This window comes from Deefgea rivuli DSM 18356, assembly GCF_000620145.1.
Taxonomy (GTDB): domain Bacteria; phylum Pseudomonadota; class Gammaproteobacteria; order Burkholderiales; family Chitinibacteraceae; genus Deefgea; species Deefgea rivuli.
In genome coordinates this window covers 364,495-377,832 of record NZ_KK211082.1, presented here as the reverse complement: position 1 = coordinate 377,832, position 13,338 = coordinate 364,495, and the positions used below count along the sequence as shown (strand labels likewise).

The window sequence follows — 13,338 nt, the reverse complement described above, 5'->3', positions numbered from 1 at the left end:
AGCAATAAGTACACGTGCAAAAGTTTTATGGCAAGGCGTCGAAGTCGCAGACAGTACATCTAGTACGGCTAGGCGAGACAACGATGCAAGAAAATTTTTGCCTTATTACTTACAATATTTTTAGGAAGAAACAAGATTATGGCCAAAGGTAATTTATTCGTGGTGACGGCGCCTTCGGGCGCAGGAAAAACGACCTTGGTGGCGGCGTTATTAGCGGCTGATTCACAGGTGCAATTGTCGATTTCATTCACGACGCGCCCGCCGCGTGCCGGTGAAGTGGATGGTAAAGACTATCACTTTGTTGATCGCACTGAGTTTGAGCGCATGATTGCTGCGAATGAATTGCTGGAATTTGCCGAAGTGTATGGCAATTATTATGGCACTTCGCAAGTTTGGATCAACGACGTAATGGATAATGGCCGCGATATTCTGCTTGAAATCGATTGGCAGGGCGCGGAGCAAGTCCGTCGTTTATTCCCTACGGCGATTGGCTTGTTTATTTTGCCACCTAGCCTAGAAACGCTAGAAAATCGTCTGCGCGGACGTGGTAAAGACAGCGAAGAAGTGATTGCGCGCCGCATGGCAGTGGCAAAAGAAGAGGTCAATCACGTGGATGAATTTGATTTCGTCATTGTGAACGAGCATATCGATGACGCAGTGCGTGACATTGTGGCCGTAGTTCGGGCGCAACGTTTGACCTTGGCACGCCAATCTGTGCGCCATACTGCGTTGATTTCAAGCTTAAAAGGCTAATTTTCTTCGTCAAGCTTCGTCAAGTAGTATAAGTGATATAATAGGCGGTTTCGCCCCTCGCTGGGCCAAACCGCACTCGGAGATATACCCCATGGCTCGTGTAACTATTGAAGATTGCCTTGATCGCATTCCTAACCGTTTTGACCTGACTTTGGCTGCCGCTTTTCGCGCACGCCAAATCGAAAACGGTTCTACGCCACAAGTTGAAAACAACGGTCGTGAAAAACCAACCGTATTGGCCTTGCGCGAAATGTCGGCTGGCTTGGTTGGCGTTGAAATTCTAACGCGCACGCGCAGCTAAAAGGCGCACGATGAGTATCATGATCACTTCTGCTGATGTGCCGGCTCTGACTGATGCACCGGAGGTGATCGAGGAAGCGAATCGCTTTCTAAATGAGAAAACCGCGTATTTAAAAAAAGAAGACCGAGAGATGTTGCTCTCGGCTTTTTTGTTTGCGGAAAGCGCGCATCGTGGTCAGATGCGTCGTTCGGGCGAACCGTATATTTCGCATCCACTGGCCGTGGCTGGGATTTTGACGCAATGGAAGCTGGATGCGCAGGCGCTCGCTGCGGCGCTGATGCACGACGTCATGGAAGACAGTGGCGTCACCAAGCTCGAACTTACCGAAAAATTTGGTAAAACCGTCGCCGAGCTGGTCGATGGTATGAGTAAAATCGATAAGCTGGAATTCCAAAGCAAAGAAGAAGCGCAAGCCGAAAATTTCCGCAAAATGCTGTTGGCAATGGCGCGTGATTTGCGCGTGATGCTGATTAAGCTCGCTGATCGTTTGCACAATATGCGCACGATGGATTCAATGCGCGCGGATAAGCAAAAGCGCATTGCGCGTGAAACGATGGAAATTTATGCGCCGATTGCCAATCGCATCGGCTTGAACGCGGTGTATCAAGAGCTGGATGATTTGGCGTTTAAATACATCCATCCACGCCGCCATCATGTTTTATCCAAAGCACTTAAATCTGCACGCGGTAACCGCCGCGAAGTGGTGCAAAAAATTCTCGATTCGATCCAGTCCAAACTGCAGGCGCAAAATATTGACGCGGTGGTGACGGGGCGCGAGAAAAATCTGTATTCGATTTATCGCAAGATGTTGGAAAAGCATTTGAGCTTTTCCGAAGTGCTGGATATTTACGCGTTTCGCGTGATTGTTAAAGACATCCCACACTGTTATTTGACCTTGGGCGCTTTGCATTCGCTGTTTAAGCCGATTCCGGGCAAGTTTAAAGATTACATCGCCATTGCCAAAACCAATGGTTATCAAAGCCTGCATACCACCTTATTTGGCCCCTACGGCACGCCGATTGAAGTGCAAATTCGTACTGCCGAAATGCATCGCATTGCCGATGCGGGCGTCGCTAGCCATTGGATGTATAAAAGTGGCGATGAAGGTTTTTCTGATGTGCAGCAAAAAACGCATCAATGGTTGCAATCTTTGCTTGAGCTGCAATCCGAGTCGGGCGATGCGGTTGAATTTCTAGAGCACATCAAAGTCGATTTATTCCCCGATCAAGTGTATGTGTTTACGCCAAAAGGCACGATTTTGAGTCTGCCTAATGGTGCGACCTGCGTTGATTTTGCCTATGCAGTGCATACCGACATTGGTAATCGTTGTATCGCTGCTAAGGTCAATCACGAACTGGTGCCGCTGCGTAATAAGCTTAAAAATGGCGATCACGTTGAGATCGTGATGGCGGCGCATGCGCGGCCGAACCCAAGTTGGCTCGCGTTTGTGACTACCGGAAAAGCGCGTTCACAAATCCGGCATTTCCTACGCACCATGCGCTTTGATGAGTCGGTGCATTTAGGTGAGCGTTTGCTGAATCAAGCGTTTTCGGCGCTGCAACAGCCATTGCACGTGAATGACGATATTTGGGAAAAATTCCTACGCGAAAGCGGCGAAAAATCGCGAGATTCGGTGCTAGCCGATATTGGTTTGGGGCAAAAATTGGGCGTCGTCGTGGCCAAGCGCTTGCTGCAATTGGCCGGTACGTGGTCTGAAGATGGTCGCCAAGGCAAAAAACCGATGTCGGTATCGATTCGCGGCACGGAAGGGATGGCCATTCAGTTTGCGCGCTGCTGTAACCCGATTCCGGGCGATCCGATTTTGGGCTTCGTCAAAAAAGATCAAGGCTTGGTGGTGCATACGCACGATTGCCCACAAGTTTCCAAAGGCCGTATCGATGCCGAGAAATTGATCGATGTCGATTGGGATCCAGAAGTCGCGCGTTTGTTTGATGTGCCCGTTAAAGTGTTGGCCGAAAATGAGCGTGGGACTTTAGCTGCGCTGGCAGCGGCGATTGCCGAAGCTGAAGCGGATATTTCTGCGGTGACGATGGGCGATAAGATTGATTCGCATGAGCGGTATTTGAGCGTGCAATTCACCTTGCAAGTCAATCATCGTCAGCATTTGGCTAAAGTATTAAAAAGCCTGCGCCGACTGCCCGTTGTCTACCGATTACAGCGTGTCCGCGCTTAGCAAAACTCTTTTGGCATCGTTGTCTCGCCTTGCCGTATGATTATCTGCGGCTTGTCCGTCTTACCATAAAATTTTTGCACGAGTACTTACAAAAAAGCCTAGCTACTGATAGCTAGGCTTTTTTGTTCACGTGCGTGATTTTATTTTAGTAAACGAATATTAAATGGCAGGCGGTAAGCTTCACCTTTGCCCGCGTTCACTGCGCCCAAAATGCAAAACACCACATGGCATAAGCCCACGAGTGGCAAAACTAAAAAGCCAATCAACACAAACATCAAAATCCAACTAATCGCGTAACCAATCATGGTCGTAATTGACCAATTGAGCGCTTCTTTGGCTTGATCGGTAACGAGCGCATCATCTTTTTTGACCAAATAAATAATCAGCGAAGGGATAAAACCAAAAAATAAAGTGCCCAGCCAAATCAGTAGCACGATGTTATTGGTTTCATTGCTAGGCGTTGGGCGGATTTCAGCTTCATTCATATTAGGATCTCACGTTGTGTGCTGCCATTTTGCTGACGGCGCGGATTAGAAATAATTCAAACAGCTTAACGTTTGCAATGCTTGGCGGTCAAACTTGCTGCAAGTCTCGTTGCAATGCCTGAGTGTAGCAAGTCCTGCGCGGCGTCAAATTTGAACGCCTTTGGCGTGATAAACTATTGCTACATTTAATTGGTATTGCGGCCTGAGGAAAACAAATGATTCAAGTTTCAATTAACGGTGCTGCGCGTGAATTTCCGGCTGTGCTGAATATTGCTGAGTTGGTGATTGCTTTGGAATTAACGGGTAAACGCATTGCCATTGAGCAAAATGGCGAAATCGTCCCGAAAAGCCAATACGAGCAAACGATGCTGCAAGATGGTGATGTGCTTGAAATGGTCGTTGCAGTGGGTGGTGGATAGGGTATTAGCCTGTAGGCTTTTATTGAATTAGCCTGCATTGATATACCTATAGAATATATTGTTAATCCGCAGGGGCTTATGATGTCAGAACTATTTCAAATTGCAGGTAAAACTTATCAATCACGTCTGATTGTGGGCACGGGTAAATATCAAGATTTCGCGCAAACGCGCGCTGCGGTGGATGAATCGGGCGCGGAAATCGTTACCGTGGCGATTCGCCGCGTTAACTTGGGACAAGATGCATCACAACCGTCTTTGCTCGATGCGTTGCCTCCGTCGCAATACACCTATTTGCCGAATACGGCAGGTTGCTACAACTGTGATGACGCGGTGCGCACTTTGCGCCTCGCGCGTGAATTGCTCGACGGTCACAAATTAGTGAAATTGGAAGTGTTGGGCGATCCACATACGCTGTACCCGAATGTGCGCGAAACTTTGAAAGCGGCGGAAATTCTCGTTGCCGATGGTTTTGATGTGATGGTGTATACGTCGGATGATCCGATTATCGCCAAAGAACTCGAGCAAATCGGCTGCTGCGCGATTATGCCGCTGGCGTCCTTGATTGGTTCGGGCATGGGGATTATCAATCCGTGGAATTTGCGTCTGATTATTGATTCGGCCAAAGTACCGGTGCTGATTGATGCAGGCGTGGGCACAGCGTCGGATGCGGCGATTGCGATGGAGCTGGGTTGCGACGGTATTTTGATGAATACGGCAATTGCTGGCGCGAAGGATCCAATTCGCATGGCACGTGCGATGAAGCTGGCCGTACAAGCAGGCCGTGAAGCCTTTTTAGCAGGGCGCGTACCACGCAAATTCTATAGCGCTGATCCATCGAGCCCGACGACCGGATTGATTGCGGCGAAATAAAGCGGGTTTTTCTGATTTTAATGGGTATTTACCTGTAGCTATTAATAAATATTGGCTGCAATTAAATACCCCTATTTTTATGTTGGCTTGCCAGAAGTAAAACGATTTTTGGCAAGCCAACATTCAATGCTGCCACTCACCATTTAACGCGCAAAGCTTGGTGAATTGGGCTTGCCGTTTTACCATACGCGTATTCAATAAAAATGCCGCAGCATCGACGATGTTGCGGCGTTTTTTATCAGGCAATCGATTAAGGAATGAAGATGGAAAACGAACAAGCTCCCGCAGTCAGCGCTATGGCCGACACGCCAGAAATTGAAGCATTTAAACTGCGTAAAATTCGTAGTTTTGTATTGCGCCAAGGGCATTTATCCACCGCTCAGGCGCGTGCATTGGAAGAATTTGGCCCGTCGATCTGTATTGATTACAGCCCAAATGTACTCGATTTAGACGCCGCTTTTGGCCGTGCTGCGCCGCGCGTGTTGGAGATCGGTTTTGGTATGGGTACAGCGACGGCAGAAATCGCCGCGCAACGGCCAGATATAGATTTCTTAGGCGTTGAAGTGCATACGCCGGGCGTGGGAAGTTTGTTGAAATTGATTGGCGAGCAATCGCTAACCAATTTGCGCATTGTGCAGCACGATGCGGTTGAAGTTTTAGAGCATATGTTGCAGCCCGAGTCGCTGGCTGGCGTGCATATTTTCTTCCCCGATCCTTGGCATAAATCGCGCCACAATAAACGCCGCCTGATTAAGCCTGAGTTTGTGCAGCAACTCGTCGCGCGGATTCAAACTGGCGGTTATTTGCATTTGGCGACCGATTGGGAAGATTACGCAGTACAAATGTTGGCTGTGTTAAGCGCCGAGCCTGCGCTGGAAAATACCGCAGAAACGTACGCTGAACGCCCTGATTATCGCCCACTGACTAAATTTGAAAATCGCGGCATCAAATTAGGCCACGGCGTGTGGGATTTGGTATTTAAAAAGAAATAACAGAAAGACGAACGTTTTCACGCTACGGCGAGTCCGGTTTTTGACTTTACGCTTGCGTGAAAACGCGCCACTATTCCTGAGTATGTTTTCGAATCTCAGCTGCGGGGCAGCAAAGTGCTGTGGGTTCAACTTCAATCTAATTTACATACTCCGCGCTCGATTGCGCTATAGAAACTCTGATTACCGCCGATATTAAAGTAACTAGCGTTTGGCGCTTGCCTTGCTAGAGTGAATTTAATCGGAAGGCCTCGGAGCGCACTATGCAAAATTCAAAATTCAAACTCATCGCCGTGTTGTTGAGTTGCCTTGTGAGCTTGGTGGGTTGCGCCAGCTCGTCTAAAACCAATACGTCCAGCAACGATATGCCGCCGGTTGTGTTGCCCACTAAAGTAACTGCCGTAGGTTATGGCGCGATGCCAGTGGGTGACGGCTTAACGCCAGCACAGCGGCATTTACTGGCGATGCGCGCCGCTAAATTAGATGCTTATCGCGCTTTGGCTGAAACTGTGGCGGGCATTAAAATAACCGGCAGCAGTACCGTATCGGCGATGGCACTGACCAGTGATAGCTACAAGGCCTATATCGAAGCTTATATGCGCGGTGCGCGCGTTGTGAGCATTACGCCGTTGCCCGATGGCGCATTCGAAACCATTTTAGAGCTCACTTTGGGCGGGGATTTTTATCGTGCTACACCGCCAGCGGCTGCAGTGAAAAATGAAATGCCGCGTGCAGAGTCTTCAATGATGGGGCCAGCACCGATAAGCGTTGTGCCGCAACCGCTTGCGGTTAAAATGGATACACCTCAAAACTATTATTTATCTCTGTGAAAAAACTAATTGCTTTATGCCTACTCTGCCCAATGGCGTGGGCTGCGGAATTTGAAGGTCTTGCGCCCGTCGGGCTTGATGGTCTTGCTGTGGCGCGGCCATTGGCGATTCAAGATGCCTTGGAAAACGCGGCTTTATTTAATGGCGCACAAGTGAATTCGCTGGCGGTTAAAAAAGGTGGGCAGTGGGGTGAAACAACTCAGCTGAAGGGAACGCCACAAGGCGATTACAAATTATTGCGCGAATGGCAAAGCAATGGCTTTTTGCACGTGGTACTGGATGTGGCACCACCTGCCGCGCCAGCTAGTCCAGTGGCGAGTGCGCCAGTTGAAACGATGAAATCGACTGCTTCGCGCGCGGCGGCGCGTTGTGATGGTGGCGGTTATCGTCGCAAGGTTTTACTGGCGCATTTTTGGATCGAACATCCGTCGCAAACGCTGGATTTAGATCGTTTTCCTGAAGGTATTCAAGTCGAACTGACGCGCCAGCTGCATGCTGGCCAACAATTTTTACCGCAACGCTCGCCCAATGTCGGTGTGTTTGACCTTGTGCCGCAAGTGTTTGATCCTCTATTACAACCAGAACGTGTGCGTGAAATGGCGCGTTTGTATTCGGTGCAATTTATTGTCGGTGGGATTGTTCGCGACACCTCATTTAGTGGCGAACGCTATACCGTCGCTTATGGTACCGATTTACGCCCGGGTGAGCGCAAAACCGTAGCGAATTTACCGATTTTGAATTTTGCTCAAGTGGGCGTGAAGGCGGTGCCCGCTGCGCGCCGTTTTGATATGGATTTGTTTGTGTTTGATGGTGTATCGGGTGCTTTGGTCAATCGGCATCGCATTTCAGGTAAAGCCGAAGGCGAGGTCGTGCAAGATACCGGTAGGGCATTAGGGACAGTCGGTTTTACCGAGACCGATTATGGCCGTTTGGTTGAGGCAAAGTTAAGCGAAGCAACGACTTTATTGAGTCAAGATCTCAATTGCATTCCGTTCTCGGCAAAAATTACGCGAGTAGAAAAAAATTCGGTGTATATCGATGCAGGCTATACATCTAATTTGCGACCGGGCGATACCCTGCAAGTTTATCGAATTTCAGCTAGCGCAATGCCGATTGACTCAGCCAGCTATTTGCCGAGTATGCGTTTAGGTATGCCAGAAGAGCAGCTTGGAACGTATACCGTGAATCAAGTTCAGCCTTTGTTTTCAATGGGCACAGTGAAAGGTGTTCGAGTCGAGCCGGGTGATTACGTCCGTTTTGTTGGGCAGGAGCGAAAAAATGAATAAGTATGCCGTATTATTTTTATTGTTACCGCTATCGGCTTGGGGTAATGAATTGCCGCCACCGAAAACAGAAGCCAAGCCGATCAAGGCTGCTGAGTCACACTCGTCAGCACCGCCGAGTACGAAGCCTGCTGCTAAGCATGCCGCGCCCCAGCAAATGACTGAGCCGATCAAGTTATTAAAGCCGACTGCCGAGCATGCGCCAGCGGCGGCCAATGAAGCGCATGCGGCTGCGCCTGAAGCGGTAAAGCCTGCGAATCCACCAGCGGTACGCTATGTTTCGCCGCAATTTTCATCGGCAAATGCTGCGGCGCATCGGCCCGTAGTGCGCTCAAAAGCGCCGGGCCATTCATCAACAGCCGCTCGCCATGCCGTGCGCTCTAATTCAAATACATCTTATGCGATGAAGCCGGGCTTAGTCCGAGTTTTACCTGCGGCGCAAATACCAAGTTCGGCCATTTTGCCTCCCGCAAAAGGTCTGCAAAAGAGCATGACTGCACAGCCTAATGCAAAAGCAATGTGGGGAACGATTGAGGACGCGCCAAAAGTGCTTGAAAGCAGCTTAATCGAGACCAGTGTGCCAGTGGTAGGGCGCAAAATAGCGTCACCTAAGTTTTATACAGAAACCAATCCTGAGTTGCGTTGGCAGTATTACAGCTACCCATAATACGGAGCTAAAAGACAAAAAACCCACTGCATGCAGTGGGTTTTCTTTTGGGCAAAAGCACAATTAGGCGGCGTTCACTTTACGACGACGAGCGGCGAGCAAACCCATCAAGCCGATACCCATCAAAGCATAAGTTTCTGGTTCTGGAACTGGCGCAGTGACTGTGTTGTAAGAAAATGATGCCGTGCCGTTACTTAATTTGCCACTAAAACCAAATGTGTAATTGCCCGCTGCAATGGATTGATTCTCAGCAAAAGAGCCATTGAAAATTTTGTTCTTAGAGTCCGCTTCCATATCAAATAGATAGGTTGTGCTACCAATTTGATACCACGCTTTCAATTCAGAAAACTTATTTGCCGCTTGCGATGAAAAAGTCACAAATGATTCTGAGCTGAAAAAACCAGCATCAAGATATTGAGTGCCAGTTACAAAGCTAAAACTAGAATTTTTGTCGCCATGTTGAGAAATTTTGCCTGAGCCTGCAGAAAAAGTGTTTCCTGCATTCGGCGTTACAGTCACCGCTGCACTTGCGGCAAAAGAGACAGACAACAAAGCCGTTGCGACTAAGGTTTTGATCATGTTCATTCTTGATTTCTCAGTGAGATTTGATAAAAGGTAAATTTAGAATTTTTGAGCAAATGCCGCGTGAAATAGGGCTTCAGCGAGCTGCATTTGCATTGGATGGCGCATAGTAAATGCCAAGTGGATTCCCTGCAAACAGAAAAACCTAATATGCCCTACCGTTCATCGCTAAAAAATGAATCTTTTTCTCATTAATGAGAATTAGCTTTTTAAATGTAAAATATTGTTACAAATTAGCGGTTTATGAGGCGATTGCGTGATGTGAGCCGATTCGATGTCGCGGTGATGTACGTGGTTTTTTTACCGTGAGCTTGACTCAATACGTTTCTAACTGCGAATGACGAATGCAATGGTTAGCAATCAAGCGAATGGCACAGTGGCCATTCGCTTGATGACAGAGGCCTATTTACACTTGATTTCACGCATGACTGAGCCCGTGAATTGTGCGGTGAGTTTGCTGATTTTATCGGCTTGCGCGTCGCTGAGATTTTTAAAGGCAAAGCTGGCCTGTTTGAGCGTATCGTCGCGGTCGCGTACGACGGCCGATTTCACACCAAGGGCTTTCAGTTCGGCTAGATGCCGCTCACCGGCTTCGCGTGAACTAAAAATACCGAGTGAAATAGCATTTTGCCAGCGCCCACCATTATTCACGACAAAATAATCGCTTACGCCCATTTCGGCGAGTTGTTGGGCTTTTTGCTTGGCGACTTCAACGCTTTCTAAGGGCGGCATATACACCCAGACTTTGCTGGATTCGCCGCTGGCATTTTCGGTCGCCGTTAATCCCAAACCTTTAATTTTGGTACGTGCGTTATCAATCTGTTCTCCGGTTACGCCGGTCCAGCGCCAGCAGCGTCCTGCATCGGCTTGCGCCGTGGGGCTAGGGGAGGGTTTGCTGCTGGGCGTTGGGCGAGGGCTGGCCGTGACATTCGGGCTGGCACTTGGCGTTGCACTAGAGGTAGGTTCGGGCGCGGCAGCACTGCTAGGGTTGGCCTCGGCTTCAGGCTCGGGTGTCTTTCCCAATTGGCCGGTGACGACGCGAACTTGGCTGGCGTTTTTCTCCCGATTGGTGAGATTGATATTGACGGTTGGCGCGTCCAATTGTGCGAAACCGTAAACGCCCAGATTGATTACAACCAGTAAGACAAACAGCCATTTCATAAATCAAATTCCCCATCGCCCGCGGCTAGCAAAGCGGCTAAACCATCTAAGACCAGATTATCCACTGCAACGGCTTGGCCGTTAAGTAATGCTTGTAATGCTGCGGCATCGCCGCCAAATACGAGCATTTGCGTAATCGACTGCCCGCGAGTTGCGAGTGCCGCGCGGGCTTGCTCAATGGCGCCCAGTATGGCGCGGATACAGCCGGTTTCGATGGCGTCGACTGTCGATTGTGGGAAGCTAACGCATTGACCTTGAGAGAAGGGTAGGCGGGCAGTGGCTTGGTGTAGTGCCGCTTTCATCAAGCCCAGCCCCGGCGCAATCGTGCCACCTAAATAATCACCGTCAGCGGTTAGCGTGTCGATGACCAGTGCGGTGCCGGCAGAAATCACCAGAATATTCTGCTGTGGGAAATGCATCTGTGCTCCCAAAATGGCAGCCCAACGATCTGGTCCTTGCTCACGCAGGTTTTGATAATGATTGTGAATGTTCAGCGCCGTGCGGCTCACTTTCAGCCAGCGCGTACTGGCTTGCCAATGTTTGGCAAAGCACTGGCTAATTTGCATTTGCGTTTCTGGACTGGCTACCGCACAGCCAACGATGTGCTGTACCGGTGATAATGACGCGCATTGTTGCCAGAGTTCATCGACCGTGTAGGCAATACCGCTGAGCGCTTGCTCGCTGTGCCGCCATTTAATCCGGCTATTGCCTAGATCCAGCAAAAGTGAAGGAAAAGACTGCATTAGGCGCGCCTTAGGCTAACGTCGCCGGAGTGAACTAAAATTTCGCCGCTTGGGGTATCCAGTCGCAAAGAGCCATCGGGAGCAAGCCCAGCAAAGCGTCCCGTTTGAATGTTGCCATTGGCCGCAATGACATTCAGGGCGGCATTCGACCAAGCGTGCAAGGCTTCCCAGCGTGCACAGAGCGGTGCAAATCCGGTTTCGGCAAATTGCGCTAAGGTCGTTTCAAGCTGATGAATCAGCCGAGCGAGTAATTCATTGCGCCCGCAGTTTAAACCGCCAGCATTTAAACTCGCCGCCGCTTGGCCAAGCTGGGCTTGCCAATCATTCAAATCAGTCGGCAGCGCAATATTTAAGCCAATGCCAATCACCACATGCGAAGGCCCTAAAGCATCGCCTTGCATCTCAATTAAAATTCCGCCGACTTTCGCCCAATCGCCCGTCGCATCTTGCAGTAATAAATCATTCGGCCATTTCAGACCAATCTGAGCGACGCCCGATTGCTGCAACACAGTCGCCACGGCCACGCCGACCGCTAAAGGTAAACCGGCCAGCTGCGCTGAGCCATTGTCAAAGCGCCATGCGAATGAAAATAATAGGCTGCCGCCCAATACGCCATGCCAAGTACGCCCTAAACGTCCGCGTCCGCCATCTTGCCATTCGGCCACCAAAAGCTTGCCGTGCTGTGGATCGAGTAAAAGTTGCCGATTCGTTGAGGCTAGGGTATTGCTCACTGAGACTTTGGCTACGGTACTTTCAGGTAGATACATCGATATTTTTTCTGCATCTAGCCATTCAATGGGCGCAGCCAAGCGATAACCCACGCCATGTCGCCGTTCTAGGCTGATGCCGTAGTCTTCCGCTTTGGCAAGGCCCAGCGACACGCTGGCGCGCGAAATAGCTAAACGCTGCGCGATTTGCGCACCAGAAGTAAATTCATGCGCATTCAGTTCGCGCAACAGGGAGAGGGTATCGTGCATGGCGGCATTTTACTGTAGGAATGCCAGCGCTGCTTGAAGAAAGGTTTTTCGTGTTTGTTGTCGAAGCTAAAAGCGCAGCGAATCGCACCGAGCGGGTCGGTGCTTTTGCTGCGCTTTTAGCTTAGAAGCGGTATTTGATATTGGCTGTGTAAGTAGAAGTAGCGCAGCGTATTCGTAGGCATGAAATCGTTGAGATCGCCATCGCGATGACGTGGCGATCTCAAGGCTTACTCGGCCATTTTACTTGCGGCTAGTGCGGGCAAGCTGGCTGCGCCGGTGTTTTGCTGAAAGGATAGGCTCGTTGCATAGTTGGCAATTTGATAAGACTTGCCCTTGAGTTTGCCGGGCTTCACATCGGTGTGATTCACCAAGACTAAGTAATTGCCTTGCCACGGTAATGGCAGCTCAATCTGGCCTTGGGCATTGGTGCTGAGTTCGCGCTTCCAACCCGCTGGCGTGATGACTGCGACTTTGGCTTCTGGCAGTGGCTTACCGCGTAAAGTGACCGCAAATTGGCCGACTTTTTCGGTAGGTAAAACGTCTAAAGTAAGGCTGGGTTTGAGTGGTTTTCCACCCGTCACATAGCGCGCGGCAGGCAGCCACGCGGCTTTGATTTTCTTGCCCTCGTGCTCGCTATCGTAGACGGGGTAGCTGCTGTTTTCGAAAGTCAGGCTATCGTCGGCCGCTAAAGCTTGCTCAATCACAAAACCATCTGTGGCCTTGGTCGATTTGACATCTTTTGCGCTATTTTTACTGTGCCAAATCGCGCGTGATGCGGTGATTTTATCCAGCATGCCAGGGAAGTGTTCCCGAGCATTTAAATCGTACTCACCCAGAAAGACTTTGTACTGATTGCTGCCAGTAGGCTCAATCCAAAACTCATGCGCTTGCGCTAAACCGGTAGTTCCTGCCAAGAGTAAACTCAAAATGCTTAATTTCAACATGGTATTTCCTTTGTGGCGCGAATGGCGCGGGAGGGGGCGTTCTGAAAACGGAGACGCAATCAAGGCAATGCTTATGCAGAACAGCTTGGAACTTGTGGGAGCGAGCTGGCCCGCGAATACATTGCGTTGAGGGCAAGTCC

15 protein-coding genes are annotated in these 13,338 nt (G+C 49.8%); 9 read left to right on the top strand and 6 right to left on the bottom strand.

The window, feature by feature from the left end; genetic code table 11:
• The first annotated feature begins 138 nt into the window (after positions 1 to 138).
• The 3 genes from gmk to Q320_RS0114610 all read left to right on the top strand — a co-directional run bounded on the left by gmk (position 139) and on the right by Q320_RS0114610 (position 3,248).
• The gene (gmk, locus tag Q320_RS0114620) at positions 139 to 753 is read left to right on the top strand and encodes a guanylate kinase (protein WP_027469621.1); all 615 of its coding nucleotides are present in this window, start codon (positions 139 to 141) and stop codon (positions 751 to 753) included.
• 91 nt (positions 754 to 844) lie between these two features.
• Positions 845 to 1,054 carry a DNA-directed RNA polymerase subunit omega gene (rpoZ, locus tag Q320_RS0114615; protein ID WP_027469620.1) on the top strand — a complete coding sequence of 70 codons (210 nt, stop codon included), beginning with the start codon at positions 845 to 847 and terminating at the stop codon, positions 1,052 to 1,054.
• A gap of 10 nt (positions 1,055 to 1,064) precedes the next feature.
• Positions 1,065 to 3,248 carry a RelA/SpoT family protein gene (locus Q320_RS0114610; protein WP_051534781.1) on the top strand — a complete coding sequence of 728 codons (2,184 nt, stop codon included), beginning with the start codon at positions 1,065 to 1,067 and terminating at the stop codon, positions 3,246 to 3,248.
• A 140-nt stretch (positions 3,249 to 3,388) separates the two neighbouring features.
• On the opposite strand, the gene Q320_RS0114605 is transcribed toward Q320_RS0114610, so the two are convergent.
• Complete coding sequence (locus tag Q320_RS0114605) at positions 3,389 to 3,733, bottom strand: DUF4870 domain-containing protein (protein WP_027469618.1); 345 nt, start codon at positions 3,731 to 3,733, stop codon at positions 3,389 to 3,391.
• 215 nt (positions 3,734 to 3,948) lie between these two features.
• On the opposite strand from Q320_RS0114605, the gene thiS reads away from it, so the two are divergent.
• The 6 genes from thiS (at position 3,949) to Q320_RS0114575 (ending at position 8,791) form a co-directional block, all read left to right on the top strand.
• Positions 3,949 to 4,152 (top strand): sulfur carrier protein ThiS, encoded by a 204-nt coding sequence (thiS, locus tag Q320_RS0114600; RefSeq protein WP_035853811.1) that lies wholly within the window; start codon positions 3,949 to 3,951, stop codon positions 4,150 to 4,152.
• Between the two features lie 78 nt (positions 4,153 to 4,230).
• A complete protein-coding gene (locus tag Q320_RS0114595; protein WP_373277230.1) occupies positions 4,231 to 5,022 on the top strand; it encodes a thiazole synthase in 792 nt (263 codons plus the stop codon).
• A gap of 296 nt (positions 5,023 to 5,318) precedes the next feature.
• The gene (trmB, locus tag Q320_RS0114590; RefSeq protein WP_051534794.1) at positions 5,319 to 6,014 is read left to right on the top strand and encodes a tRNA (guanosine(46)-N7)-methyltransferase TrmB; all 696 of its coding nucleotides are present in this window, start codon (positions 5,319 to 5,321) and stop codon (positions 6,012 to 6,014) included.
• A 260-nt stretch (positions 6,015 to 6,274) separates the two neighbouring features.
• Entirely contained in the window at positions 6,275 to 6,841 is a 567-nt protein-coding gene (locus tag Q320_RS21015) for an LPP20 family lipoprotein (protein WP_051534780.1), read from the top strand.
• On the top strand, positions 6,838 to 8,127 hold the full coding sequence (locus Q320_RS0114580) for a flagellar assembly protein T N-terminal domain-containing protein (RefSeq protein WP_027469614.1): 1,290 nt from the start codon (positions 6,838 to 6,840) through the stop codon (positions 8,125 to 8,127). The genes Q320_RS21015 and Q320_RS0114580 overlap by 4 nt, the downstream gene beginning before the upstream one ends.
• Positions 8,120 to 8,791: a hypothetical protein gene (locus Q320_RS0114575; protein WP_027469613.1), complete on the top strand. Its 672-nt coding sequence runs from the start codon at positions 8,120 to 8,122 to the stop codon at positions 8,789 to 8,791. Before Q320_RS0114580 ends, Q320_RS0114575 begins: the two co-directional genes overlap by 8 nt.
• 63 nt (positions 8,792 to 8,854) lie before the next feature.
• On the opposite strand, the gene Q320_RS0114570 is transcribed toward Q320_RS0114575, so the two are convergent.
• From Q320_RS0114570 to Q320_RS0114545, 5 genes are all read right to left on the bottom strand, one after another.
• The gene (locus Q320_RS0114570) at positions 8,855 to 9,370 is read right to left on the bottom strand and encodes an FxDxF family PEP-CTERM protein (protein WP_373277231.1); all 516 of its coding nucleotides are present in this window, start codon (positions 9,368 to 9,370) and stop codon (positions 8,855 to 8,857) included.
• 405 nt (positions 9,371 to 9,775) lie between these two features.
• A complete protein-coding gene (locus Q320_RS0114565; protein WP_027469611.1) occupies positions 9,776 to 10,534 on the bottom strand; it encodes an SPOR domain-containing protein in 759 nt (252 codons plus the stop codon).
• Complete coding sequence (locus tag Q320_RS20035; protein WP_051534779.1) at positions 10,531 to 11,277, bottom strand: type III pantothenate kinase; 747 nt, start codon at positions 11,275 to 11,277, stop codon at positions 10,531 to 10,533. Before Q320_RS20035 ends, Q320_RS0114565 begins: the two co-directional genes overlap by 4 nt.
• Positions 11,277 to 12,254 carry a biotin--[acetyl-CoA-carboxylase] ligase gene (locus Q320_RS0114555; protein WP_027469610.1) on the bottom strand — a complete coding sequence of 326 codons (978 nt, stop codon included), beginning with the start codon at positions 12,252 to 12,254 and terminating at the stop codon, positions 11,277 to 11,279. The genes Q320_RS20035 and Q320_RS0114555 overlap by 1 nt, the downstream gene beginning before the upstream one ends.
• Positions 12,255 to 12,481: 227 nt before the next feature.
• A complete protein-coding gene (locus Q320_RS0114545; protein WP_027469609.1) occupies positions 12,482 to 13,198 on the bottom strand; it encodes a DUF4198 domain-containing protein in 717 nt (238 codons plus the stop codon).
• Between the last annotated feature and the right edge of the window lie 140 nt (positions 13,199 to 13,338).

Excerpts from the sequence above, each read along its gene's own strand:
- thiS (WP_035853811.1), top strand. The coding sequence starts at position 3,949 with ATGATTCAAGTTTCAATTAACGGTGCTGCGCGTGAATTTCCGGCTGTG.
- Q320_RS0114595 (WP_373277230.1), top strand. The coding sequence starts at position 4,231 with ATGATGTCAGAACTATTTCAAATTGCAGGTAAAACTTATCAATCACGT.
- Q320_RS0114605 (WP_027469618.1), bottom strand. The coding sequence starts at position 3,733 with ATGAATGAAGCTGAAATCCGCCCAACGCCTAGCAATGAAACCAATAAC.
- Q320_RS0114610 (WP_051534781.1), top strand. The coding sequence starts at position 1,065 with ATGAGTATCATGATCACTTCTGCTGATGTGCCGGCTCTGACTGATGCA.
- Q320_RS0114575 (WP_027469613.1), top strand. The coding sequence starts at position 8,120 with ATGAATAAGTATGCCGTATTATTTTTATTGTTACCGCTATCGGCTTGG.
- Q320_RS0114570 (WP_373277231.1), bottom strand. The coding sequence starts at position 9,370 with ATGATCAAAACCTTAGTCGCAACGGCTTTGTTGTCTGTCTCTTTTGCC.
- Q320_RS21015 (WP_051534780.1), top strand. The coding sequence starts at position 6,275 with ATGCAAAATTCAAAATTCAAACTCATCGCCGTGTTGTTGAGTTGCCTT.
- Q320_RS0114545 (WP_027469609.1), bottom strand. The coding sequence starts at position 13,198 with ATGTTGAAATTAAGCATTTTGAGTTTACTCTTGGCAGGAACTACCGGT.
- Q320_RS0114555 (WP_027469610.1), bottom strand. The coding sequence starts at position 12,254 with ATGCACGATACCCTCTCCCTGTTGCGCGAACTGAATGCGCATGAATTT.
- rpoZ (WP_027469620.1), top strand. The coding sequence starts at position 845 with ATGGCTCGTGTAACTATTGAAGATTGCCTTGATCGCATTCCTAACCGT.
- Q320_RS0114565 (WP_027469611.1), bottom strand. The coding sequence starts at position 10,534 with ATGAAATGGCTGTTTGTCTTACTGGTTGTAATCAATCTGGGCGTTTAC.
- trmB (WP_051534794.1), top strand. The coding sequence starts at position 5,319 with ATGGCCGACACGCCAGAAATTGAAGCATTTAAACTGCGTAAAATTCGT.
- gmk (WP_027469621.1), top strand. The coding sequence starts at position 139 with ATGGCCAAAGGTAATTTATTCGTGGTGACGGCGCCTTCGGGCGCAGGA.
- Q320_RS20035 (WP_051534779.1), bottom strand. The coding sequence starts at position 11,277 with ATGCAGTCTTTTCCTTCACTTTTGCTGGATCTAGGCAATAGCCGGATT.